Origin of the sequence: Daejeonella sp. H1SJ63 (genome assembly GCF_029360775.1) — a bacterium.
GTDB lineage: Bacteria > Bacteroidota > Bacteroidia > Sphingobacteriales > Sphingobacteriaceae > Daejeonella.
On record NZ_JARKMZ010000033.1, the window covers coordinates 1 to 24,410 of the forward strand.

Below are 24,410 nucleotides of genomic sequence, written 5' to 3' on the forward strand. Positions count from 1 at the left end.
AGTAAGATAATTCCTGCTTGATCGTTTCATTAAAGTACTCCCAAAAGGAGTGGCTTTTTCAGTGCCCTCATTTATTTTGAAGGGCTTTTTTGTTCGGGTACATATCGCAGATAAACGACAGCACTTACTTCTTTACTGGATCTGATTATTACCTCATGTGTATTTGCTCCATCATAAACAACGAGATTAGATGTGTTGGGGGGGATTTGCCCCAGATTTTCTGCATACATGATGATTTCATGCAATTCCATACTTCTGTTCAGCCTGAGTGTATGAAATGATGATTTATTCAGAATAGTCTGATTCCTAATAAATGGTCTTCTGTTGTGATAAACCGAGATGATATCTCCATCCTCTTTCAGATAATCTTTAATTTCCAGTTGAATGACATTGTTTTGTACTTCAAGCACAACAGGCCGGGCAAGTTTAGTCTGTAAAAATACATTCGGATCCCTGCCATCGAGCAAAATTTTACTGAGAATTTCGGGTGGTATGTTTTTTTGATTTGTTTTGTTGAAACGTTGCAGGTAAGCATTGCCCGGAAAACATTGAACCAGATTTTCTCCTGCACCGGTAAAGGTGCCGGTCAGGTTTTCAGTTTCATTTTCCTTGCTAAGCCTTAATTTCAATTGCTTAATGCAGAGAAAACGGGTACTGTCGCTGGGGATTTTAGAGTGAAGTATCTTCAGTTCATTGATGTTTAAAGTGTTATTATTGACAATGCCGATGAAATCTAAAATACCTTCGGCACGAAGCGGATTGTCCCTGAATAAATAAGCTTTCCCGTTCACAATATTCTGATCCTGATCTTTAATATGTAGGACATAATTGACTTCCAGTGCCGTAATATTCCTGACATCAGTATCCAGATATCCAACCCAAATTCCTTTCATGTCCTGTCCCCGGGAGGATAAGCTGAAAGTAATCAGGATCAGGATACAGAATAGTTTCATGTTTTCATGATTTTTCGGGTCTGTACTTCAGCATAATGGTTGCAGATCTTTGCTTGTCTGAAGTAATCATAATCCTGTGTCTGGATTCTCCGTCGATCAGGATCAATTCTGATGTGTTTGGTGGAATCATACCAAGGTTTTCGGCATACATCAGAATTTCATGAAATTCAGCTGCAGGGTTCAGCTTAAAATTAATGATTGAGGGCCTTTTGGATATCCGTATGTTCCTGGCAAGTATGTTCCGGTTCAGATAAACAGAAACCGTATCATTGTCGGTTTTCAGATAATCCAGAAGCTGTATCTGCAGTTCCGGATTATGTACAATGATTTCAGTGATCTTTTTAGGTTCTGTATTCAGAAATGAAGTGCTGAAATCTGCTGTTGACAGAGTCTCTGCAGCAGCAGGTAATGCGTTAAGGGCAATGATTGAGTCCTTATATTCTTCGAGAAATTTATTTAGTCCGTCAAGCGATCTGGATAAGATCACTTTCCCCGGTATGCATGGATCATTCATGTCTTTCTTGCTGAATCCCGACCAGCTGCCTTCCAGATACTCGAAATTTTCATCTGTGCGATAGCTGAGCTTAAATTTTTTGATGCAGGCAATCCAGTCCCAGGGTACAATATCTTCCCGTATCCAATCTATACTTTCAGAAAGATAAATACTGTCTTTTTCAATATGTCCGGAAAGTCCGATTCTTATTTTAACGGAGTTTTCAAAAGTGGCATAGGAATCGCCCCAGATATTTTTACGGTGACTTAAATCGAGCTCGAGGTCATAAAGATCGCTGTAGCCTCCGGGCTGCTGACTAACCTTTCCATACCATTTTCCGCTTAAATTCTGCGAAAAGGCAGGATGAAATAGTAATGATAATAAAATGATTGGGAGCCATTTCATATCTTATATTTTAAATCAATTTAATGAATTAAAATAAATATGTAAAGGCTTTTATTTGAATAGTTTAAGGTGGAGTTTGCCGTAATTTATGATGGCATCGTAAGATTGAAGGATATCTCCTCCGATTACGCCGATTACTGGAGAAATATTCAGGCTGGTATAAGCCTGATTTATGGTCGAAAGGTCAAGTACTGCCGCTTCAAAATTTTTAAGTTTAAAGGCTCCGATTTTGATTGAAGGCAGGATGATGGTATGGCTTTCCATAGTATTAGTTCCAAGCCCGGTGGAAAGTTTATCAGATATTACCAGATCGCCCTGAGTGATATGCTTTTCGATACTTGTTTTATCGAATACGGTTTTGGATGCGCCGGTATCAAGAACTGCTTTAAAGGTTTGCCCGAAAACAACAACTTCCACCAAAAGGTGGAAGCCGTCGTCGTGTAAATTTAATAGTTCTAAAGGAACCTTTGTACTTTTCATTCAGAATATTACTGCTGAATTTAGATCAGGTTTGAATCTTTCAATACCTGGTTCATGTTTCTAACTGCATCTGCACTCTTATTGAATTCAGCCTGCTCAGCATCAGATAATTTGAAGTCCATGATTTTCTCCCAGCCGTTTTTGCCCAGGATTACCGGAACAACAAGAGAAATGTCTTTTTGTCCGTATTCACCATCTAAAGCTACACCACAAGAGATTAGTTTTTTCTCATCACGAACGATACTTTCAACCATTGCTGCAGTACCGGCTCCCGGAGCATACCATGCAGAAGTACCGATTAATTTAGTTAAAGTTGCACCTCCAACCATTGTTGAAGAAACCACTCTTTCCTGCTGCTCTTTGCTTAATAACTGGGTAACCGGGATGCTGTTCCATGTAGCATGATTAATCAAAGGAATCATGGTAGTATCACCGTGACCACCGATAACTACTGCATTAAGGTCAGAAGGAGAGCAACCAAGTTCAACACTCAGGTAATATTTGAATCTTGCAGAATCCAGAGCACCACCCATACCTAAGATTCTGTTTTTAGGAAGTCCTGAAGTTTTCAGAGTCAGGTAGTTCATGGTATCCATCGGGTTAGAAACCACAATGATGATCGTATTCGGAGAGTATTTAAGAATGTTTTCAGTAACACTTTTTACAATATTCGCGTTGGTGCCGATCAGTTCTTCACGGGTCATTCCCGGTTTGCGGGGTAATCCTGAAGTAATAACAACAACTTCAGAATCGGCAGTAGCTGCATAATCATTAGTTACACCCTTGATCTTGGTGTCAAAGCCAAGCAGGGCAGAAGTTTGCATCATATCGATTGCTTTACCTTCAGCAAAACCTTCTCTGATATCTAATAAGATAAGTTCTTCGGCTAGTTCTTTTCTGGCGATGTTATCAGCACAGGTTGCACCTACTGCACCGGCTCCTACAACTGTAATTTTCATTTTATGATTTGTTTTTAATTAGAGATCGGATTTGATTGCGATTTTTTTTAAAATCGGCTTTTTTATTATCTAAAATGTGATTGACAGACATTTTAAATTAATTACGAAGATAGATAATTCAATCTTTTTTAGGAAATTATTAGTAGTGTTAGTGTAAGATTTTTGTTTCTTAAATTGTAAATATGGAGATACTCTAACTTCAATATAGCTCAACTTCTTTAGCTTCTGGTTTTTTCAGATACTTCGGGCTTATTTACTTGCCAAATATTTAAAAATGGATCCCGAAAGTGTCTTTGCCATACCAGTCACTGAAATCTCTATTACCATAGCGGCTTATATTTTGTTCAAAAGGGGACGCTGGAAGAAGATAGAGGTGTAAGTTGTCGGACGCGTAATAAAAAGTACTATAAAACTAATTCAGTATAAGCCGTCTCCTGGTAATCTGTGATCAGTCATTTGTGATAAATTGGAATGCTGAATAAATTTATATTTTTAAATTCGCCCAAAGGTTTAAACTCATATGAGATCACTTGAACAGATTTTTCGGAATTCATTTGCAGATGTTGGTATTACGATTAATGGTGATAAACCCTGGGATATTCAGGTGCATAATCCGGATTCTATGAGCGGATTGTAAGTGGAGGCAGTCTGGCTTTTGGTGAATCTTATATGGAGGGATGGTGGGACTGCGAGGCTCTGGATCAATTTTTTTTCAGAGTATTTCATCACAGTCTGCACAAGAAATTACCTGTTTTTAGCTTTAATTTTATACTTCTTGCCCTGAATGCAAAATTAAAAAATATGCAGAGCAAAAGCCAGGCTAAAGAAGTTGCTTATAAACATTATGATATCGGTAATGAGCTTTTTGAAAAAATGCTTGATACACGAATGATGTACTCATGCGGCTATTGGGAAAAGGCGAACAATCTTGAGGAAGCTCAGGTTGCCAAGCTTGATTTGATTTGCCGTAAGTTGAAACTCGAAAAGGGGATGAAGTTGCTGGAGATAGGTTGTGGCTGGGGTGGTTTTGCTAAATATGCTGCCGAAAATTATGGTGTTTCTGTTACCGGAATAACGGTATCTGAACAGCAAGCTATTCATGCCAGAAAAGTTAATGAAGGTCTTCCTGTTGAGATCAGGTTGCAGGATTATCGGGATGTTGATGAGAAATTTGACAGGCTTGTATCCATAGGGATGCTGGAGCATGTTGGCTATCGTAATTACAGGGAGTACATGGAAATAGCGGCTAAATGCCTCAGCGATGATGGCTTATTCCTGATACAAACCATCGGAGGTGGTCATGATGCCAAAACTACCGATCCATGGATAGATAAATATATTTTCCCTAATGGTGTGATTCCATCGGCGAGTCAGTTGTCCAAATCATGGCAGGGACTTTTTGTTCTGGAGGACTGGCATAATTTCGGGCTGTATTATGATCCAACCTTAATGGCCTGGTTAAAAAAATTCGAAGAAAGCTGGGATAGCATCAAGGCAGATTATAATGAAACCTTTTATCGTATGTGGCGCTATTACCTGTGTGCAAGTGCGGCAACTTTCCGCGCCCGCTATAATCAACTTTGGCATATCGTTTTAACTAAACGACAACACCTTGGTATTTATCAGTCTGTGCGATAAGGTTTTATAACCATTCGGAACTGCTAATATTCGTTGATCGTGCATTTAAATTCCATTGGCTAAGCTGAATTTAAGCCCACAAATTCTATTCTAATTGAATGAAACAAGATATGCAGAGATAAGTGGTTGACATGTAGACATGCTGTTCGTTATACCTTTTTGCAAAATAGATTCTGCACGGAGAGCTCGCACCATTAAAACTATAGCGATTCCCTTAATTTGAAGGAACAAAAATTGCAGATTTTAAAAATACTAATCAATCTTCTTTATACCGATTGTTCCAACCTAAATTCATGACCAAACCAATACTCATAATCGAATTGCCGGCAGTCAGGAATTTACGGTTCTTCAAACCGAAATTGCTGCCGCCGATATATTGCAATTGCAGCATATTATTCAAAGCCATTCTGGTAAAAAACACAGGCTCAAAAAAGATGTTATCCTCGTTTAACTGTTCTGATTTATTAATAAGAAATTGGTTTGAACTGACATGACTGATTCTTAAGGCTGTTCCATAATTTAATGGGAAGCTTGATCCGAAAAGGTTCAGGTCTTTCTTTTTCTTACTGCTGTAATTAACCTGAAGGAATGTTTTGCCGAATCTGATTTCCTGAGCTTCATAAATCACCATACCGTTTGATGTGTTTGTCAGGTAGTTGCGTTCTGAATTTCCCATTCCCAAACCGGCATAAATCTCCAGGATCCTGTCTTTATTATTACCGAATGTTGTAAAATACCCCGCACCGGTTTCAAGTAAATTATGACTGAACTCTTTTTTAGTCCGGTTTTGATCTGTTACTGAGGCGTTAAGCAGGGCCGCCCAGTGATCTGAGAAAGCATAAGCAGTATTGAATGAAAAATTCCCTTTGAGACTCAGACTTGCTGATGCATGAACTTCATCTTTTTTACTCAGCATCGGAGTGTTCGGTACATTCGGCATATATAAAGAACTGCATGATTGAATTAAGAGCATTGAGACTGAAAGAATAAAAGGGATCTTGTTCATAGGTCGTTTTTGTGTAGGGCTGGACTAAAACTTGTACATTTTCATACTTTTTATAGTGTGTATATCCCTATGCAAGAAAAGTGCCTTTAATTCTTCTGAGTATAGATTGCTCCTTTAATTTTACTTTTCAACACCGCTCCCCTCAGGCAAAAAGATTCGTAAATTTGAATTCATCCCAATATTATTCTTATGCCTGATTTTTCGCACCTGCACGTACATACTCAATTCTCGCTTTTGGATGGTGCGGCAGACATTTCGCGACTTTTCAAGAAAGCAAAAGCAGATGGAATGAAGGCTATGGCCATTACCGATCATGGTAATATGTTTGGGGTTTTCAAATTCGTTGCTGAAGCCGGAAAGCATGGGGTTAAGCCTATTGTTGGTTGTGAGTTTTATGTGGTGGACGATCGTCATTTAAAACAGTTTACCAAGGATAAGCGGGATATTCGTTATCATCAGCTATTGCTGGCTAAAAATGCCACCGGATACAAGAACCTGGTTAAGCTTTGTTCAATGGGCTATATTGAGGGATTGTACAGCAAATGGCCCCGTATTGATAAGGAGCTGATTCTGAAGCATCATGAGGGTCTTATCGCTACAACCTGTTGTCTGGGAGCATCTGTGCCGCAAGCCATTCTGAAGAAAGGTGAGGCAGAAGCAGAAATCGAGTTTAAATGGTGGCTTGATCTGTTTGGTGAAGATTATTATATCGAGCTTCAGAGACATGAGCTTCCTGAGCAGGAAACCGTAAATGCGGTATTGCTCAGGTTTGCCAAAAAATATAATGTTAAAGTGATCTGTTCCAATGATTCGCATTATGTGGATCAGCAGGATGCTAATGCTCATGATATCCTTTTGTGTGTGAATACCGGGGATATGAAAAGCACGCCAATAGCAACTGATGAAGAAAGCGGAAAGGGCTACAGGTTCGGTTTTCCGAATGATCAGTTCTTTTTCAAAACTCAGGCTGAAATGGGGCAGATCTTTCGCGATCTTCCGGAGGCACTGGATAATACCAATGAAATTGTAGATAAAGTTGAGGTTCTGCAGCTTAAGCGGGATATCATGCTTCCTAACTTCCCGATACCTGATGAGTTTAAAATTCATCAGGGGCCTGAATCAGATAACCTGAATCAGTGGGAATATCTTAAAGACCTGACTTTCAAAGGGGCTAAGGAGCGATACAGGGATATAACTCCGGATGTGGAAGAACGACTCAACTTTGAGTTGTTTACCATCCGTACAATGGGTTTTGCAGGGTATTTCCTGATTGTTGCTGATTTCATCAGGGCAGGTCGTGACCTGGGAGTGTTCATCGGTCCGGGAAGGGGATCTGCCGCCGGATCAGTAGTAGCTTATTGCATCGGAATCACGAATATCGATCCGATAAAGTATAATCTCCTGTTTGAGCGTTTCCTGAATCCCGACCGTAAGTCGATGCCCGATATTGATACAGACTTTGATGATTCCGGAAGACAGAAGGTGATTGATTATGTGGTTGATAAGTACGGTAAAAATCAGGTAGCACAGATCATTACCTATGGCTCTATGGCTGCCAAATCAAGTATTAAGGATGTTGCGCGGGTACTTGACCTTCCGCTGGCCGAGTCGAATATGCTGGCCAAACTGGTGCCTGACAGGCCCGGAACAAACCTGGTGCAGGTAATGACTGCTTCGCTTGATAATCTGAAGAAAGAACTGAATCCTGAAGACTTTGAGAATGTCAAAGCATTGAGAAAGATTCTGGAGGATGGTAAAACATTGCAGGCTGAGGTTTTGAAGGAAGCAATGATCCTTGAGGGATCCGTAAGAAACGTAGGAGTACATGCTGCCGGTATCATTATCGCACCGGATGACCTTACCAATATTATCCCGGTCGCTACATCAAAAGAATCCGATCTGCTGGTTACCCAGTTTGATGGTCGGGTGATTGAGGATGCGGGAGTAATTAAAATGGACTTTCTGGGACTGAAAACCCTGACCATTATCAAGGATGCCCTTCGGCTGATCAAACAAAATCATAACGTTGATATTGATATCGACTATATTTCTCTGGAGGATCAGAAGACATTTGAGCTGTATCAGCGTGGAGATACTAACGGAACTTTTCAGTTTGAAAGTGATGGTATGCAAATGTATTTGCGCGAGTTAAAGCCGGATAAGTTTGAGGATCTGATCGCGATGAACGCGCTTTACCGTCCGGGGCCGATAGAATATATTCCGAAATTTATTTCCAGAAAGCATGGCAGGGAAGAGGTAAGCTATGATCTTCAGGATATGCAGGAGCATCTGGAGGAAACCTACGGAATTACTGTATATCAGGAGCAGGTGATGCTGCTGTCGCAAAAACTGGCCGGATTCAGCAAGGGGGATGCCGACGTATTACGTAAGGCAATGGGTAAGAAGCAGATTGAGGTGCTGAATAAGATGAAAGCTCAGTTTATGGAGGGCTGTAAAATAAACGGGCATGATACTAAAATTGCAGAGAAAGTCTGGACCGACTGGGAGGCATTTGCTCAGTATGCATTCAATAAATCGCACTCTACCTGTTATGCTTTTGTGGCCTATCAGACGGCCTATCTGAAAGCCAATTACCCCGCTGAGTATATGGCGGCGGTATTAAATAACCAGAACAATATTGAAAAAATCTCCTTCTTCATGGAGGAGTGTAAAAAGATGGGGATCCCGGTATTGGGACCTGATATCAATGAATCTGAACTGAGCTTTACTGTAAATAAAAAGGGTGAAGTTCGCTTTGGAATGTCGGGTATGAAAGGCGTGGGCGAGAAGGCTGTAGAAAGTATTGTGGAGGAGCGGGAGGCTAACGGACCGTATTCAAGTGTTTATGACTTTGCCAGAAGGACCAATTCGCGAGCAGTTAGTAAGAAAGTGTATGAAAACCTGGTTTACGGAGGGGCATTCGACTGCTTTGGTTTTAACCGGGCTCAGTTTTTCTTTAAACCGGATGGCGGACTTTACAATGGAATTGAGCGTTTGGTGAAGTACACCAATGATTTTCAAAATAATCTGAATTCTTCGCAGGCTTCTTTATTTGGCGGGACCAATGATGCAGAGATCACTGAACCTCAACTGCCTGAATGCGAAGAATGGGGCTTGATCGAAAAGCTAAAATATGAAAAGGAGTCGATAGGGATTTATCTTACCGGGCATCCATTGGATAATTATAAATTTGAGCTCGATAATTTCTGTACTCATAAGGTTAAGCACCTTAGTCTGATCAGCAGGATGAAGTCTGCAGAAGCGCTGCCCGAGGATCAGGAGGAATTTAAGAAAATAAGTAATCGTGACTTGATTATTGGCGGACTGGTTTCGGCCTGCAGGCACGGCACCACTAAAACAGGTAAACCTTTCGGCTCGTTTATGTTCGAAGATTATGGCGAAACCTTTGAAATTGCACTGTTTGGAGAAGATTATATCAAATTAAAGCAATACCTGACCGTTGACTTGTTTTTACAAGTAAGGGGTACTGTTTCCGAGCGGTTTAAGCAAAAAGATAACTGGGAGTTTAAGGTGAACGGCATCGTTTTACTCTCAGACCTGAGGGATAAGATGTCAAAATGTCTGACAATTCAATTGCCGCTTTCAGAGCTGTCAGAATCATTTATGATGAAGATGGATGAGATAGTAAGAGCGAATGCCGAACAAAATGAAAACCGGAATTGTCAGTTGAAATTCATGATCCTGGATTATGAAGAAGAAACAGCTTTGGAAATGCCTTCTAAATCGCTGAGAATCAATCCAAGCAATGAATTTCTGGAAGGGATTACACATGTTCTTGGAGTTCGCTATAAGTTGAATTAATGTCACAATAGCAGTCATGATTTGTGGCAGGAATATTGAATAGTATATTTGAAAATAATATATGATCATATTTTCAGCCTGATTATTTTGCTGTTCAGATCAAATATTAATCCGGTCGGCCGGAAATCATATATAAAGGAAACAAATTATATACATTGAAAATCTAATTATTATGGCATTAGAATTAACAGATGCAAATTTCGACGAATTAGTCCTTAAGTCTGATAAACCTGTTTTGGTTGATTTCTGGGCAGAGTGGTGTGGTCCATGCCGTATGGTGGGTCCGGTTGTTGAAGAACTTGCAAAAGAGTATGAAGGAAAAGCAGTTATCGGGAAAGTAAACGTTGATCACAATCCGGGTATTTCTATGAAGTTTGGAATTCGTAATATTCCTGCTTTATTATATTTCAAAGGTGGTGAGATCGTTGATAAGCAGATTGGTGCTGTTCCTAAGTCGGTTCTTGCAGATAAATTAAGCAAACAGCTTTAACAGGTATAGATTTAAAGCAAAAGGCTCTTTCGTTAAATTTCGAAGGAGCCTTTTGCTTTAGGATTAATCCTGATTCCCTTAATCAAAGCTTTTTTCAAAATCAATGAATTAATATGCTATTTTAGGGTATGGAACCTAATCTGGCTAATTACAAGGAACTTCAGGATTTCGGTAATCTTGAACTGCTCTCCAGGCAGGTTGTTGAAGGCTTTATTACCGGTCTCCATAAAAGTCCCTTTCATGGTTTCTCAGTTGAGTTTGCCGAACATCGTTTATACAATACCGGAGATTCGGTAAAGAATGTAGACTGGAAGTTATTCGGACGTACAGATAAGCTTTTTGTGAAGCGTTTTGAGGAAGAGACCAATCTTCGATGCCAGATCATGATTGATGTTTCATCGTCTATGTATTATCCTGAAAAGGATTTTAACAAGCTTTTATTCTCGGTTTATGCTTCAGCTTCGCTGATGTATCTTTTTAAAAAGCAGAGGGACGCATTCGGATTGAGTTTGTTTTCAGATCATCTTGAATTGTCGACTGTAGCTAAATCGACAGGAGCACATCAGAAATACTTATTTGCAGAGCTTGAAAAACTCATTGCAAGAACAGACCGTTCGGTAAAAACTGCTTTAGCAGCAGCTCTGCATCAGGTAGCTGAACAAATTCATCAGCGTTCGCTTGTTATATTGTTTAGTGATATGCTTGAGGGAGAAAGCGCCGAAGGATTACAGGAAATTTTTGCAGCATTGCAGCATCTGAAGCATAATAAGCATGAGATTATTATCTTTAATGTACTGGATCACAAAACTGAACTGGACTTTGATTTTGATAACAGACCCTATCATTTTATTGATATTGAGAGTGGTGAGGATCTGAAAATCCATCCCAATAATGTGAAAGAGGTTTATCTGAATGCGGTTAAGGAATACCATAAAGAGCTCAGGCTGAAATGTGCCCAATACAAGATTGATCTGGTAGATGCCGATATTCATGCAGGATTTTATGAGGTTTTACATTCTTACCTCATCAAACGGGCTAAAATGGTTTGAATATTCAAAAACAGTGAACTATAGTGCCCGAGATGAAGTTCAATTTTAATTTTTAACAATAAAAAACGATGAAAAAAATTATTCTTTCAGTTTCTCTTATTATTTTGCTTAGTGCTATGCAGGTTCAAAAACCGGTTAAGATTATATTTTTCGGTGATTCAATTACCCGTGCCGGTGTAAATCCCGGCGGATATATCACCTTGATGCAGGAAGCCCTGAAAGGAAATACTAATCCGGGGTATGAGCTTGTTGGCGCAGGTATTGGCGGGAACAAGGTTTATGACCTTTACCTCAGGCATGAGGAGGATGTTTTAAATAAGAAACCTGATGTGGTGGTAATCTATGTCGGTGTAAATGATGTATGGCATAAGCAGAGCAACCAGACAGGCACTGATCCTGATAAATTCGTAGCTTTTTATTCTGCACTGATCAGGAAATTTCAGGCTGCCGGAATTAAAGTGATACTAAGTACTCCGGCTGTAATTGGAGAAAGGACTGATTTTAGTAATTCCCAGGACGGTGATCTGAATCGTTACAGCCAGTTGATTCGCGATCAGGCTTCAAAATTCGGATGCGGACTTGTTGATTTGAGAAAAGCTTTCCTTGAATATAATCTGAAGAATAACCCCGGGAATAAGGAATCGGGTATTCTGACTACCGACCGTGTTCATTTAAATCAGGAAGGAAACAGGCTTGTTGCTGATTTAATGCTAAAGGCAATTACAAATAAGTAAAAACATAAAAGCCAGATCTTGATCTGGCTTTTATGTTTTATTTTCTTCTGTTTCCGAACCGTCTCCTTGGACTTCCTGTTTTAGCAGGACTGCCTTCGGGTCTTTGCCCCGGTTTTTTGGATGATCCGCCTTTCTTTTTTGTTGACTGGCTGAAGATATATGCTGCAGCGCGCATATGATAAGGCTGCTCTTCCATTACCGGAATCTCGCGGCCAATCACTTTTTGAATATCTTTAAGGTATTCCATTTCCTCCTCATCGCATAATGAGAAGGCTATACCGCTTGATCCTGCTCTTCCGGTACGGCCGATGCGGTGCACATAAGTTTCAGGAACATTCGGTAGTTCGTAATTGATTACGTGAGAGAGCTCATCAATATCAATTCCTCTGGCTGCTATATCAGTAGCAATTAACGCTTTTATCTGTCCGTTTTTAAATCCGGATAGTGCTCTTTGTCTTGCATTCTGGGATTTGTTCCCGTGGATTGCTTCGGCTTTAATACCTGCTTTGATCAGATCTTTGGTGATCTTATCTGCTCCATGTTTTGTTCTCGTAAAAACAAGAGCAGATTTAATCGCCTTATCGTTGAGCATATGAATAAGAAGCTTCTTTTTATCACCTTTCTCCACAAAATAAACCGATTGATCAATAGTATCGGCGGTGCTTGATACCGGTGTTACCTCCACTTTTTCAGGATTCACAAGAATAGTATTGGCAAGTTTCTGAATTTCATCGGGCATTGTAGCAGAGAAGAACAGGGTCTGACGTTTTTCAGGAATTTTAGTGATGATCTTCTTTACATCATGAATGAATCCCATATCCAGCATACGATCAGCCTCGTCAAGTACGAATATTTTAAGATAGTGCAGATGAACGAACTTCTGATTGATAAGGTCAAGTAATCTTCCCGGGGTGGCAATAAGAATATCAACACCTGATTTTAATGCAGAAACCTGTGAACCCTGCGATACACCTCCGAAAATAACGGTATGTTTCAGGCCGGTATGACGTCCGTAGGCAGCGAAACTTTCGCCAATTTGTATGGCAAGCTCTCTGGTAGGGGTTAGTATCAGGCATTTGATAGTCCTCAGGCCTTCATGCTTTTTGCCGGTTTCCAGGATCTGAAGTATGGGAATTGCAAATGCTGCGGTTTTACCTGTTCCGGTTTGTGCACAGCCTAAAAGATCTTTACGTTCTAATATAATTGGGATTGATTGTTCCTGAATAGGTGTTGGGGCAGTGTAGCCCTCTGTTTTTAAAGCCTTTAAAATAGGCTCTATTAAATTTAAATTTTCGAATGACATGTAATGGTTTTACATTGCCGTTAATAATGCCGGCAATTTTATATTTCTGCAAAGGTACGGCTTTAAAGTGATAAAGCACTTTAATTGAATTTCCAGACTCTCAGGCTACATAAATGTCTAATGCTTCTGTGATAACGGAGCAGGCATGCCTGATTTCGTCTTCAGTAATTATCAGTGGAGGAGCGATTCGCATTGCTGTTTCACAGTGAAGAAACCAATCGATTACAATTCCTTTATCGATGCATATCCTGCTGATATTTTCCACTTGCTCAAAACTGCTGAGCTGAATGCTCAGCATAAGTCCTTTTCCGCGTATCTCCCTGATAGCCGGATGTTTGAGGCATTCTCTGAATAGTAATTCTTTTGAAGGAACATCGTCATAAAGTTTTTCTTCCAGAATCACATTCAAATTTGCCAGTCCTGCAGCACAGCTTACCGGATGTCCTCCGAATGTAGTAATATGTCCAAGAACAGGGTTCTCCATTAACGAACTCATGATCTCTTTACCGGAAATAAAAGCCCCTATAGGCATACCGCCACCCATTCCTTTAGCAATTAAAAGGATGTCGGGCACGATATTGAAGTTTTCAAAGCCGAATAAGCTGCCTGTACGGCCAAATCCGGTTTGAATTTCATCGAGAATAAGTAAGGTGCCGGTCTCATCACAGCGACGGCGTAACTCTTTCATATATTCGGTATCCGGCACTCTGACACCGGCTTCACCCTGTATGGTCTCCATAATTACAGCGGCAGTATCGGCACTGATCAGACCTAAATCATGAATTGAGTTGAATTCAATGAAACGAATTCCCGGAAGCAGCGGGCGGTAAGCCTGCTTGTAATGCTCATTGCCCATAACACTCAGGGCACCATGTGTACTTCCATGATAGGAGTTCTTACATGCAATGATTTCTGATCGTCCGGTATAGCGTTTTGCTAATTTTAGTGCACCTTCTGTTGCTTCAGCTCCCGAATTAACGAAGTAAACAGAACTTAATGATTCAGGAAGAACAGAACTGAGCCTTTTTGCAAATTCAACCTGTGGCGATTGTACATACTCGCCATAAACAGTCAGGTGGAGATATTTATCAGCCTGATCCTTGATTGCCTGTACAACTTTGGGGTTACGGTGTCCGGTATTACTAACTGCAAAACCTGAAACAAGATCCATATAGCGCTTTCCATCAGGCGAATACATGTACATGCCTTCAGCACGTTCTATTTCAAGTAGTCTTGGTGTGGGAGAGGTTTGAGCTGTATTGAGCAGAAAAAGCTGTCGCGGACTTAACATTCACAAAAATACATATATTATTTGCTGCCATAAAAAGATGAGCAGTCAAATTTGAATTTGTGAAGCAAATCAGTGATTAGTTAGACCTGCGGCGATAATTCAATTGCTTAATCAAATGTTCTCTGAATTCACGCTCTGCCTGGTAGAGGAGCAGTATTTTTTCAGGAGGAATAGCCTTGGAATAAATTTTCTTGTATTTCTTTTTGAGCTCCAGCATGCGGGTTTCATAATCCAGATCGAGATTAATTTTATCACTCGGAGATATGTCTGTTCTTTTTCTTTCCTCTCTACGCTTTTTCATGATTTCCATTAATTCCTTTTGGTAATTATTATATACCGGCCAGAATTTCTGTGCTTCTTCACTTGTCAGGTCTAATTTACTGGTAATAAACGCAACTTTAATTGCTTCGATTTGTTGATGTCTTTCCGCATGTGAAGGCTGCTGTGCGAATGCAGGTACATTGGCCAATGTGAATAGCATTATGACACCCCACAGCCCATTCTTTACATATCTGTTCATAATGATGTATTATTAATGTACAATTCGAGTTCCTGAGCTGAAATGTCATTGTTGACCTGCTGCAACTCTTCGGTATTTAAATGATCAATGATATACTGGTTATCGCTGACGGTAGTATGGATCTGAAGATAATTAATAATTTCCTGATCAGACACATCGGAAAGCTCTCTGCTGATTGTATAATAGCTTGAATTGAAATAGATGACACTACCAATGATCATGGTAATACATGCAGCAGCTGCATAACTGAACCAGTATGATTTCTTCTTCCCGATACGGGATTGAATACGGTTATTAAGGTTTACGAAATATTCGTCAGGGACGCTGAAACCTTGTTCGCTCTTTTGATTCAGCTTGTTTTCAATAGCAATACGGCTCTGAATCCGTTGAGTAAGCCCGTTAAAATAATTCTCAGGAATTGAAAATTCATCCTGAACATTGAATCGTTTTGATTCAATAAACGTCCGTGCTTTAACCTGTTCTGTAAGTGATTCGAAATATCCTGCGGGCACAGTAAATGGATTGTCCCTGCCTATTGAAGCAAGTACCGGGGCATCTTTTTGCCATTCCTTATCTGAATCCCTTAATTCCATTTTTTTTATTTAGATAAGCCTTCAATCAAAAGGTTTAATCTGAATTTACTAAAATCTGTTCGACTTTCTTTACAGCTATATGAAAGGATGCTTTTAAGGCACCCACGCTAGTTCCCAGAATCTCCGATATCTCTTCATATTTAAGATCATCAAAATATTTCATATTAAATACCAGCCTTTGTTTCTCAGGTAAGCTTAGCAGAGCCTTTTGAAGTTTCATTTGAGCCTTGTCGCCATCAAAGTAGGGGCTGTCTGCCAAAGTATTCATAAGGTCAAGCCCGCTGGATTCATCATTCAGAGAAACGCTGTTCCTTAATTTCTTACGATTTAAGAAAGAAATACTTTCATTGGTAGCTATCCGGTATAACCAGGTAAAAAGCTGAGAATCATTTCTGAAATTGGAAAGATTATTCCAGACTTTAATAAAAACATCCTGTACCAGATCATCGGTATCATCATGATCTATGACCAGCCTGCGGATATGCCAGTATATTTTCTGCTGATATTTATTCAGCAGCAGATTAAAAGCCTCAGTCCGGGTACTTTCCTTTGAAAATTTCTCTAAGATTACGGAATCTTCTACCTGCATAAATTCATTTATTGGGGTGGAATTTCCGAACTGAGGTTTGTAATTACTTACGTTTAATTACTTTTTGAACAGCTTTGATAATATCCTCAGTATCCAGCCCGTATTTCTTCATTAACTGATCTGGTGTTCCGCTTTCTCCGAAACTGTCATTTACAGCAACATATTCCTGTGGAGCCGGATTATTGATAGCCAGAACTTGTGCAATACTGTCTCCGAGTCCGCCGAAACGGTTATGCTCTTCAGCAGTAACAACACAGCCTGTTTTAGCTACAGATTTTAAGACAGCTTCTGTATCTAAAGGTTTAATGGTGTGAATATTTATTATTTCAGCACTGATACCTGCCTCTGCAAGCTTTTCACCTGCTTCAATTGCTTTCCACACCATGTGTCCGGTAGCGAAAATACTTACATCAGTACCTCCATTAACCATCCATGCTTTTCCGATCTCGAACTTCTGATCAGGATCAGTAAATACAGGAACAGACGGTCTGCCGAATCTTAAGTAAACAGGTCCGTGATAATCAGCAATAGCAATGGTAGCCGCTTTTGTCTGGTTGTAATCACATGGATTAATAACAACCATGCCCGGAAGCATTTTCATCATGCCAATATCCTCAAGAATCTGGTGTGTAGCACCATCCTCTCCAAGAGTAAGACCGGCATGAGAAGCTGCAATTTTTACATTTTTATCTGAGTAAGCGATGGATTGTCTGATCTGATCATATACGCGGCCGGTTGAGAAATTAGCAAAAGTTCCTGTAAACGGAATTTTTCCTCCAATGGTTAAACCTGCTGCAATACCCATCATATTGGCTTCAGCAATTCCGATCTGGAAAAAACGATCCGGAAATTCCTTAATAAAGGCATCCATTTTCAGGGAACCGATAAGATCGGCACATAAAGCAACAACTTTTTCGTTTCTTTTTCCGGCTTCCAGTAAACCTGCGCCAAAACCTGAACGTGTATCTTTTTTCTCTGTATATGTGTATTTCTTCATATTTCAATGCATATTCCTGTGCTTGCAGGTATAATTTAATTTTGTTTTCTCTGAATGAGAATTTACAGTCTGTATTTCAGAGTTAATTAATAATCGCCAAGTGTTTCTTCCAGTTGTCCGAGTGCATTCGCCAACTGCTCATCATTAGGAGCTGCACCATGCCATTTATGTGTATGCATCATGAAATCAACTCCATTGCCCATCATAGTTTGCATGAGAATCATAATCGGTTTGCCTTTAAATGTTTTGGATATAGCCAGATCAAATACTCTGACAACGTCAGCCATATCATTACCACTCATTTCAAGTACTTCCCAGCCAAATGCTTCCCATTTAGCACGCAGGCTGCCTAAAGAAAGTACTGCATCTGTTGGCCCGTCAATCTGCTGACCGTTAACATCAATTGCAGAGATCAGATTATCAACTTTGTTATGGCTTGCATACATTGCTGATTCCCAGATCTGACCTTCCTGAATCTCCCCGTCGCCGTGTAATGAGAAAACCAGACGATTGTCGTCATTTAACTTTTTAGCCAGCGCAGCACCAATTGCAACAGACATTCCCTGACCTAAAGAACCTGACGCAACCCGGATGCCCGGTAAGTTCTCGTGTGTTGTTGGGTGTCCCTGCAGGCGGGTGTTGATTTTTCTGAATGTAGCAAGCTCAGATACTTCAAAATATCCTGCACGGGCAAGAACGCTGTACCATAATGGAGAAATGTGGCCATTTGACAGGAAAAAAAGATCTTCACCCTGACCATCCATATTAAATTCAGTATTATGTTTCAAGGTGTGGAAATACAGTGCCACCATATAATCAGCACAACCTAATGAACCACCCGGATGACCTGACTGACAGGCATGAACCATCCTTAAAATATCTCTGCGAACCTGAGAAGCCGTTTTTGTTAATTTTTCTATATCTGGAGTCATAATTTATGCTTTATGGCCTTGCTTTGCCATGTTGTTAATTGCAATTAATGTGTTGTTATTGAATTTTTATTTCAGTAAGTCTAAAACCTGAGCAGAAGAATTTTTGGTGTCTACTTTATCAATTATCTTTCTGATGTTCCCGTCTTTCCCGATGATGAATGTCTTTCTGGCTACTCCCATATACTTTTTACCGTACATGTTTTTTTCAACCCATACACCATAAGCTTCAACAATCTTTTTATCAGTATCAGCAATAAGCGGGAACGGCAGGCTGTGTTTATTGATAAACTTCAGGTGCGATTTTTCATCGTCTGTACTTACTCCAAGTACAATAAAACCCTGACCGGTTAATGACTGGTAATTATCTCTGAAACTACAGGCTTCTGCAGTGCATCCCGGAGTATCGTCTTTGGGATAAAAATAAAGAATGATGTCTTTTCCTGAGAAGCTACTCAGGCTGATACTATTTCCATTTTGGTCGTTTGCGGTAAAATCAGGGGCTTTCTGACCCTCATTTAATTCAATCATTGATGCGCAGTTTTAGAGCCTCAAAATTAGTAAAATAAATATTGCGAAATGAATATTTCTGATTACCTGTAGAATACGGCATGGTACATGCCTGCATTGGCTTTTTTATCATTAACGATTAGCTGAAAATCATGTCTGCCGGATGTTATTGTACCATCAAACCTGTGCCATAATGCACCTGTCCTGAAGTCGTATTCCATAAGAATCCAGCGCCCATCGATAAGTGCTGTAAAGGAATCGATGCCGGATAAATTATCTGATATGCGAAACTGTATTCTTGAAGCTGCGCTGAGATTGCGGCCGCTACTGATGTTCACGGGTATAATTACAGGAGCAATTGTATCTGTTGTGATATAAAAACTGTCGAAATTTTTTAGTTCTGCCCTGATATATCCGTTTTCATATACACCACCCTGAGCCACTTTTTTATTGTTTACAATCAGCGCTTTACTGCGCAGCCGAATGGGAAGGTCTTCGTCAGCCTTAATTGAAACATAATAAGGATTATGTACAGGAATCAGACGGGTATGAATGTGATGAATTGGCGAATATCCTCCTGCCGGGCGTGCTGAACTCTTATATGTAAAATCCAGATTACTATAGAGGGTATTCAGGGGTAAAATCAAGCTTAAACCTGTTGTATCAAATTTGTTAATTTGATTATAAATGAATTTTCTGATACCTGAAGTTTTCGCAATTTTCGCTGAACCCTCTTGAAATCTGATCCTGAAATTTAATATACTTTCATTTCCTGCAATATCCCTGACCACATATTTTGCATCATGTATATTCTGGTCGCCCAAATTAATAATGCCATTATTCAATACATTTTTATAAATATTCAGTGGATTTCCCGGTTCCCTGAAACTTTTTTGAATTCTACGTCCGGCACTGATTAATGCCGGATAATCGATATGAGAGTTAATACCTCTTGATTGATCAAAAGAAAATTTTTCCCATACGGATGAATGAATCAACTGATCATCGAGGTAAAGTTCAATTGCATACGGTCCGTTGGAATTTTCTGAAGCTGAATTTTTATCACTTGTCATGATTCCCAAACCTGCTTCACCACCAATACTGATGATATTATCCGGTGATAATTTGTATTTGCCGTATCCTCCGCTAACCTGAAAGAACCGTTTAGGCGTGTTTTCGCTGAAAGGGGCAGAGTTTAAATGATAGAGATAAATACCAGAAATTGTTGGTTTAACCCTGTCGGGTACGCTTATGCCAAATAGCTGGGGGTTAATGGTTTCCTCAGTTTTGGTATCCCGCAGTTCAAAGTGCAGATGCGGACCACCTGAACTTCCGGTATTTCCTGACCAGGCAATGATTTCTCCTTTTTTAACTGGTATTTCAATCATCAGTAAAGGGAAATCGACATCGAATTTCTCTGCTCTGTACTGATAGTTACGAATTGACTGGCTTATTCTGTCGTTGAAATTCCTCAGGTGCATATAAACAGACGTAAATCCGTTAGGATGATTGATATATGCAATATTACCTCCGCCACCTATCTGAACTCTCAGCCGGGAAATATATCCATCGGCTACGGCGTACACCGGATAACCCTCCTGCTGATTGGTCTTGAAGTCCAGCCCTGAGTGGAAATGGTTACCTCTGATCTCTCCGAAATTTCCGGATAAAACCGGAGACAGATCCAGAGGAGGTCTGAAATAGCTGAGAGGATACTTTCCGTCTCTGATCTCCTGAGCGCTGAGCTGCAGGAAAAACAATGACAGAATTATGCTTGATAGTAATCTGGGCATTTGCAGGAATGAATTACCTGATGTCAAAGTCCAGTAATTTCTCATTTTCAAGGTAACCTTCCAGATGATCGCCGATATTTACTTTCCCTACACCTTGTGGAGTACCGGTATAGATAAGATCGCCTTTTTTCAGGGTAATGTATTTCGAAACGAACGCAATGATATATTCGAAAGAGAAAAGCAGGTCTTTGGTGTTTCCGTCCTGCACAGTTTTTCCATTCAGGTCTAACCTGATATTCAGATTTCTGAGATCTTTAAAGTTTGCTTTAGGTATGAATTTACTTACCGGCGCTGAATTGTCAAATGCTTTGGCAAGCTCCCATGGCAAGCCCTTTTCTTTATGTTTTTGCTGGATATCCCTTGCGGTGAAGTCTACACCCAAACCGATCTCATCAAAGTAGTTGGACGCAAATTTTTCGGCAATATGCTTTCCCTCTTTGGATATTTTTAGTACAAGCTCAATCTCATGATGAATATCCGTTGAGAATTCAGGATGATAGAACGGCTTATTATCTTTTAATACCGCAGTATCGGGTTTCATAAAAATGACCGGCACTGTTGGTACAGGATTGTTTAGCTCTTTGGCATGTTCAGCGTAATTACGCCCGATCGCAATAATTTTCATTCTGCGAATATAAGAATAGGCTATAAAACGGAAGTAAAAAAGAGACAGATTATTACAGAACCGAGATGCGTTTGGTTATGATCTCGTTCCCGGCACTTACACGGACAAAATAAAATCCGCTGGTTATTTTGGAAGAAATGCTAAAAGAACTGGTATGGGCACCTGCATCCAGTCTTTCAGAAAACAGGGTTGTTATCTGATTGCCTAAAATATCCATGATTCTGATGGTTACATTAACGTCTTTACTTACGGTATAACTCATGTTCAGATATTCGGTAATCGGATTAGGGTAAACTTTAACATTGGTTAAAATTTTATCATTCTGAACCTTTTCTCCTAAAGTTGTGGCTCTTGGAATTCCGGCTACTTTAGAACTGGCTAAAAGCTTGTCTTTTTCAGGTTTAAAAGGAGTGAAGTTAACCTTTACGCCGTTTTTAAGATAGGTTGGCTTATTTGAACGGGTATCGGTAATTTTTGTTGATCTTGTTTTGGTAGAATCTGCACGGGGCACTGCCTTCGAAAAACTATAAGCATAGCCTGAACCCAACATTGTTATGCTGAATACTATGGTTATAATGAATTTTCTCAGGTAGATATTTATCATACGCAATTCCGACAGATGTATAAATATAAGGCATATTAATATATCCCAATACTATTCTGTGATTTTTTTAACATTTTTTAACTAAAAAACTTATTTTACGGTCAGGGTAACTCTAATGTTACTAAATCCAGCCAAAAAATGTTGAAAATGAGTCAACTATTTTACCGTTGTGATATTGTTTTTAAGATGTACTTTTGGAAACAAAATCATTTGAGGTGTCAAAGGTAAAAAATCTTAATAAATTAACAGCAGCCGGATTGTTAATTAGTCTTGGAATAGTTTACGGGGATATTGGAACTTCTCCGCTTTATGTATTTAAAGCGATCGTTGCAGATCGTATTATTACTACTGATTTAATTTTAGGAGGACTTTCATGTATATTTTGGACGCTTTCACTTCAAACCACGGTTAAGTATGTTTTAATTACTCTACGTGCAGATAACAAAGGAGAGGGAGGGATACTATCGTTATTCTCCCTGGTTAAAAAGAGAGGGAAGTGGCTGGTAATACCTGCGATGGTAGGTGGCTCGGCCATGTTGGCAGATGGAATGATTACTCCCCCAATTACCGTTTCAGCAGCGATTGAAGGTCTTAGAATTTTTTATGCTGATATTCCAACAGTTCCAATAGTAATTTTGATTATTTCAATGCTGTTCCTGATTCAAAGGTTTGGTACTTTTATAGTAGGGAAAGCCTTTGGTCCAATCATGTTTATATGGTTTACTATGATGGCTTTGTTAGGCGGGGTTTATCTTGTTCAGTTCCCTGAAATTTTGAAGGCAATAAACCCTTACTATGCATACTCATTGCTCTCGTCCAATCCAAATTCATTATTCATACTTGGTGCAGTATTCCTCTGTACTACGGGGGCAGAAGCCTTGTATTCTGATCTGGGGCACTGCGGGAGAGAGAATATCCGGATAAGCTGGATCTATGTAAAGATATGTCTTCTTTTAAACTATTTCGGACAGGGAGTATGGTTATGGCAGCATCAGGGTAGTATTTTAGATAGTAATGAGAATCCATTTTTTACTATTATGCCTGAGTGGTTCTTAATAATAGGCATCAGTATCGCGACCGCCGCAGCTATTATAGCAAGTCAGGCGTTAATCTCAGGGTCTTTTACACTGATTTCAGAAGCTGTGAGACTGAATTTATGGCCAAAGGTTAAGATTAATTATCCAAGTAATCAGAAGGGGCAATTGTATGTCCCATCGATGAATTTATTATTGTGGATAGGATGTATTGTGGTAGTGCTGATTTTTAAAGAATCGGCAGCTATGGAGGGTGCTTACGGATTGGCGATTAATCTTACCTTTCTGATGACTACTATATTGGTTGCAGCTTTTCTTAAACGTAAGAAATTCCCTAATTATATTATAATAACTTTCATCCTTGTCTATGGCTTAATTGAGTTAGGGTTTTTAGTTGCCAATATGGCTAAATTTATGCATGGAGGCTGGTTTACTATAATCCTTGCATCTTTTATATTGTCTGTAATGTGGGCCTGGTCATCTGCCAGAAGAATCAAAAACCGCTTCGTTAAATTTGTAGAAATTGATTCTTATTATCCTATACTTACAGAGTTAAGTGAGGATGAATCTGTACCCAAATATGCTTCTCAGCTGGTATATCTTACCAGCTCCAATTTCAACTCGGAGATTGAATCGAAAATCATGTATTCGATTCTTCAGAAGCAGCCTAAGCGTGCAGATGTTTACTGGCTTGTACATGTTGATGTGACGGATGAACCGTTTACAAGAGATTATAAAGTAGAATTTCTGGTTCCTAATAAATTGATCAGGATTGATTTTAAGCTGGGCTTCAGAGTGGAGCAGCAGATTAACGTTCTGTTCAGAAAGGTGGTTGAAGAACTGGTTAAGAACAAGGAGGTGGATATTACCAGTAAGTATACTTCGCTGAATAAGTATAAAATTATTGGTGATTTCAGATTCGTAGTTCTTGAAAAAGTCTTGTCGCGCTCAAACGTATTGAGTTTTATGGACAAATTTATTATGGACTATTACTTCATTCTGAAGAAATTTTCACTTTCTGAAGAAAGAGGTTTCGGACTCGATATCAGTTTTGTAACGATTGAAAGAGTACCATTGATAATCTCAACACAGGATAATAGTGAACTGACCCGATTGGAATAGAGTCAGTCAGGGTTTTAAACAAAAATAGACGCTCACCGGGCGTCTATTTTTGTTTATTGTATTATCATTGTTGTCCGGTTAAAATGATTTGCCCATACTGAAAATCTTTCGCTCATGCCGCTGGGCCTAATTCTTTTCCTGCAGCTGAAAAGAATCAAAAAGCCGCGGCTGCCCGGTATTTGTTGTAAATCCACATTTTATCCTGTTAGTGCACTCCAAGACGTGTTTAAGCAAGTGAGGCATGAATGTTTCTGCAACACTTCTCCGGATTGCTTGATGCCTGTGCTCTATGATTGTTATCACAAAGGATAAAACGCGCCTTTACTGCCAAATCCCGGAAGGCCGATCTCTGCAAGAATCAACACCTGTAATTGATGAATGGTTGTCAGCCGAAGCACGATTCCAATAAACGTTCATATCATACAGGAGGTACCGAAGGACGATTCAATCCCCAGTGCCGGCAAGATCAAA

At 39.7% G+C, this 24,410-nt stretch carries 22 protein-coding genes; 6 read left to right on the plus strand and 16 right to left on the minus strand.

Annotated elements, in window-relative coordinates:
* Window positions 1-71: 71 nt before the first annotated feature.
* The 4 genes from P2W72_RS11885 to mdh are packed head-to-tail and all read right to left on the minus strand — an operon-like array spanning window position 72 to window position 3,290.
* Window positions 72-953: a hypothetical protein gene (locus tag P2W72_RS11885; RefSeq protein ID WP_276362693.1), complete on the minus strand. Its 882-nt coding sequence runs from the start codon at window positions 951-953 to the stop codon at window positions 72-74.
* Between the two features lie 4 nt (window positions 954-957).
* Window positions 958-1,851, minus strand: a complete 894-nt coding sequence (locus tag P2W72_RS11890; RefSeq protein ID WP_276362697.1) for a hypothetical protein — start codon at window positions 1,849-1,851, stop codon at window positions 958-960.
* Between the two features lie 51 nt (window positions 1,852-1,902).
* On the minus strand, window positions 1,903-2,331 hold the full coding sequence (locus P2W72_RS11895; protein WP_276362700.1) for a retropepsin-like aspartic protease: 429 nt from the start codon (window positions 2,329-2,331) through the stop codon (window positions 1,903-1,905).
* A gap of 20 nt (window positions 2,332-2,351) precedes the next feature.
* Window positions 2,352-3,290 (minus strand): malate dehydrogenase, encoded by a 939-nt coding sequence (gene mdh / locus P2W72_RS11900; protein WP_276362703.1) that lies wholly within the window; start codon window positions 3,288-3,290, stop codon window positions 2,352-2,354.
* A 669-nt stretch (window positions 3,291-3,959) separates the two neighbouring features.
* Between mdh and cfa the strand changes: the two genes are divergently transcribed.
* Window positions 3,960-4,928, plus strand: a complete 969-nt coding sequence (gene cfa / locus P2W72_RS11905) for a cyclopropane fatty acyl phospholipid synthase (RefSeq protein WP_276362705.1) — start codon at window positions 3,960-3,962, stop codon at window positions 4,926-4,928.
* Between the two features lie 256 nt (window positions 4,929-5,184).
* Here the strand turns inward: cfa and P2W72_RS11910 are convergent, their stop codons facing one another.
* Window positions 5,185-5,934, minus strand: a complete 750-nt coding sequence (locus tag P2W72_RS11910) for a hypothetical protein (protein WP_276362707.1) — start codon at window positions 5,932-5,934, stop codon at window positions 5,185-5,187.
* 189 nt (window positions 5,935-6,123) lie between these two features.
* On the opposite strand from P2W72_RS11910, the gene dnaE reads away from it, so the two are divergent.
* The 4 genes from dnaE to P2W72_RS11930 all read left to right on the plus strand — a co-directional run bounded on the left by dnaE (window position 6,124) and on the right by P2W72_RS11930 (window position 12,029).
* A complete protein-coding gene (gene dnaE, locus P2W72_RS11915) occupies window positions 6,124-9,756 on the plus strand; it encodes a DNA polymerase III subunit alpha (RefSeq protein ID WP_276362708.1) in 3,633 nt (1,210 codons plus the stop codon).
* 172 nt (window positions 9,757-9,928) lie between these two features.
* Entirely contained in the window at window positions 9,929-10,246 is a 318-nt protein-coding gene (trxA, locus tag P2W72_RS11920; RefSeq protein ID WP_276362711.1) for a thioredoxin, read from the plus strand.
* 128 nt (window positions 10,247-10,374) lie between these two features.
* Window positions 10,375-11,295 carry a DUF58 domain-containing protein gene (locus P2W72_RS11925; protein WP_276362712.1) on the plus strand — a complete coding sequence of 307 codons (921 nt, stop codon included), beginning with the start codon at window positions 10,375-10,377 and terminating at the stop codon, window positions 11,293-11,295.
* Between the two features lie 68 nt (window positions 11,296-11,363).
* Entirely contained in the window at window positions 11,364-12,029 is a 666-nt protein-coding gene (locus P2W72_RS11930) for a GDSL-type esterase/lipase family protein (RefSeq protein ID WP_276362715.1), read from the plus strand.
* 37 nt (window positions 12,030-12,066) lie between these two features.
* On the opposite strand, the gene P2W72_RS11935 is transcribed toward P2W72_RS11930, so the two are convergent.
* The 11 genes from P2W72_RS11935 to P2W72_RS11985 form a co-directional block, all read right to left on the minus strand.
* Window positions 12,067-13,332 (minus strand): DEAD/DEAH box helicase, encoded by a 1,266-nt coding sequence (locus P2W72_RS11935; RefSeq protein WP_276362718.1) that lies wholly within the window; start codon window positions 13,330-13,332, stop codon window positions 12,067-12,069.
* Between the two features lie 100 nt (window positions 13,333-13,432).
* On the minus strand, window positions 13,433-14,623 hold the full coding sequence (locus P2W72_RS11940; RefSeq protein WP_276362720.1) for an aspartate aminotransferase family protein: 1,191 nt from the start codon (window positions 14,621-14,623) through the stop codon (window positions 13,433-13,435).
* A gap of 76 nt (window positions 14,624-14,699) precedes the next feature.
* Window positions 14,700-15,143, minus strand: a complete 444-nt coding sequence (locus P2W72_RS11945; protein WP_276362723.1) for a hypothetical protein — start codon at window positions 15,141-15,143, stop codon at window positions 14,700-14,702.
* Entirely contained in the window at window positions 15,140-15,736 is a 597-nt protein-coding gene (locus P2W72_RS11950) for a hypothetical protein (protein ID WP_276362725.1), read from the minus strand. The genes P2W72_RS11945 and P2W72_RS11950 overlap by 4 nt, the downstream gene beginning before the upstream one ends.
* Window positions 15,737-15,770: 34 nt before the next feature.
* Entirely contained in the window at window positions 15,771-16,325 is a 555-nt protein-coding gene (locus P2W72_RS11955) for an RNA polymerase sigma factor (RefSeq protein WP_276362728.1), read from the minus strand.
* A gap of 43 nt (window positions 16,326-16,368) precedes the next feature.
* Complete coding sequence (locus P2W72_RS11960) at window positions 16,369-17,322, minus strand: transketolase family protein (RefSeq protein WP_276362731.1); 954 nt, start codon at window positions 17,320-17,322, stop codon at window positions 16,369-16,371.
* 86 nt (window positions 17,323-17,408) lie between these two features.
* Window positions 17,409-18,254, minus strand: a complete 846-nt coding sequence (locus tag P2W72_RS11965) for a transketolase (RefSeq protein ID WP_276362734.1) — start codon at window positions 18,252-18,254, stop codon at window positions 17,409-17,411.
* A gap of 66 nt (window positions 18,255-18,320) precedes the next feature.
* Entirely contained in the window at window positions 18,321-18,782 is a 462-nt protein-coding gene (bcp, locus tag P2W72_RS11970) for a thioredoxin-dependent thiol peroxidase (RefSeq protein ID WP_276362737.1), read from the minus strand.
* A 62-nt stretch (window positions 18,783-18,844) separates the two neighbouring features.
* Complete coding sequence (locus tag P2W72_RS11975; RefSeq protein WP_276362739.1) at window positions 18,845-20,599, minus strand: M23 family metallopeptidase; 1,755 nt, start codon at window positions 20,597-20,599, stop codon at window positions 18,845-18,847.
* On the minus strand, window positions 20,568-21,179 hold the full coding sequence (locus tag P2W72_RS11980; RefSeq protein ID WP_276362741.1) for a fumarylacetoacetate hydrolase family protein: 612 nt from the start codon (window positions 21,177-21,179) through the stop codon (window positions 20,568-20,570). The genes P2W72_RS11975 and P2W72_RS11980 overlap by 32 nt, the downstream gene beginning before the upstream one ends.
* 52 nt (window positions 21,180-21,231) lie before the next feature.
* On the minus strand, window positions 21,232-21,783 hold the full coding sequence (locus P2W72_RS11985) for a T9SS type A sorting domain-containing protein (RefSeq protein ID WP_276362744.1): 552 nt from the start codon (window positions 21,781-21,783) through the stop codon (window positions 21,232-21,234).
* Between the two features lie 215 nt (window positions 21,784-21,998).
* Between P2W72_RS11985 and P2W72_RS11990 the strand changes: the two genes are divergently transcribed.
* The gene (locus tag P2W72_RS11990) at window positions 21,999-23,939 is read left to right on the plus strand and encodes a KUP/HAK/KT family potassium transporter (protein WP_276362747.1); all 1,941 of its coding nucleotides are present in this window, start codon (window positions 21,999-22,001) and stop codon (window positions 23,937-23,939) included.
* The last annotated feature ends 471 nt before the right edge of the window (window positions 23,940-24,410 follow it).

Bases quoted from the DNA above. Each gene is read 5' to 3' on its own strand.
- P2W72_RS11885 (WP_276362693.1), bottom strand. From the start codon at position 953: ATGAAACTATTCTGTATCCTGATCCTGATTACTTTCAGCTTATCCTCC.
- P2W72_RS11890 (WP_276362697.1), bottom strand. From the start codon at position 1,851: ATGAAATGGCTCCCAATCATTTTATTATCATTACTATTTCATCCTGCC.
- P2W72_RS11895 (WP_276362700.1), bottom strand. From the start codon at position 2,331: ATGAAAAGTACAAAGGTTCCTTTAGAACTATTAAATTTACACGACGAC.
- mdh (WP_276362703.1), bottom strand. From the start codon at position 3,290: ATGAAAATTACAGTTGTAGGAGCCGGTGCAGTAGGTGCAACCTGTGCT.
- cfa (WP_276362705.1), top strand. From the start codon at position 3,960: ATGGAGGGATGGTGGGACTGCGAGGCTCTGGATCAATTTTTTTTCAGA.
- P2W72_RS11910 (WP_276362707.1), bottom strand. From the start codon at position 5,934: ATGAACAAGATCCCTTTTATTCTTTCAGTCTCAATGCTCTTAATTCAA.
- dnaE (WP_276362708.1), top strand. From the start codon at position 6,124: ATGCCTGATTTTTCGCACCTGCACGTACATACTCAATTCTCGCTTTTG.
- trxA (WP_276362711.1), top strand. From the start codon at position 9,929: ATGGCATTAGAATTAACAGATGCAAATTTCGACGAATTAGTCCTTAAG.
- P2W72_RS11925 (WP_276362712.1), top strand. From the start codon at position 10,375: ATGGAACCTAATCTGGCTAATTACAAGGAACTTCAGGATTTCGGTAAT.
- P2W72_RS11930 (WP_276362715.1), top strand. From the start codon at position 11,364: ATGAAAAAAATTATTCTTTCAGTTTCTCTTATTATTTTGCTTAGTGCT.
- P2W72_RS11935 (WP_276362718.1), bottom strand. From the start codon at position 13,332: ATGTCATTCGAAAATTTAAATTTAATAGAGCCTATTTTAAAGGCTTTA.
- P2W72_RS11940 (WP_276362720.1), bottom strand. From the start codon at position 14,623: ATGTTAAGTCCGCGACAGCTTTTTCTGCTCAATACAGCTCAAACCTCT.
- P2W72_RS11945 (WP_276362723.1), bottom strand. From the start codon at position 15,143: ATGAACAGATATGTAAAGAATGGGCTGTGGGGTGTCATAATGCTATTC.
- P2W72_RS11950 (WP_276362725.1), bottom strand. From the start codon at position 15,736: ATGGAATTAAGGGATTCAGATAAGGAATGGCAAAAAGATGCCCCGGTA.
- P2W72_RS11955 (WP_276362728.1), bottom strand. From the start codon at position 16,325: ATGCAGGTAGAAGATTCCGTAATCTTAGAGAAATTTTCAAAGGAAAGT.
- P2W72_RS11960 (WP_276362731.1), bottom strand. From the start codon at position 17,322: ATGAAGAAATACACATATACAGAGAAAAAAGATACACGTTCAGGTTTT.
- P2W72_RS11965 (WP_276362734.1), bottom strand. From the start codon at position 18,254: ATGACTCCAGATATAGAAAAATTAACAAAAACGGCTTCTCAGGTTCGC.
- bcp (WP_276362737.1), bottom strand. From the start codon at position 18,782: ATGATTGAATTAAATGAGGGTCAGAAAGCCCCTGATTTTACCGCAAAC.
- P2W72_RS11975 (WP_276362739.1), bottom strand. From the start codon at position 20,599: ATGAGAAATTACTGGACTTTGACATCAGGTAATTCATTCCTGCAAATG.
- P2W72_RS11980 (WP_276362741.1), bottom strand. From the start codon at position 21,179: ATGAAAATTATTGCGATCGGGCGTAATTACGCTGAACATGCCAAAGAG.
- P2W72_RS11985 (WP_276362744.1), bottom strand. From the start codon at position 21,783: ATGATAAATATCTACCTGAGAAAATTCATTATAACCATAGTATTCAGC.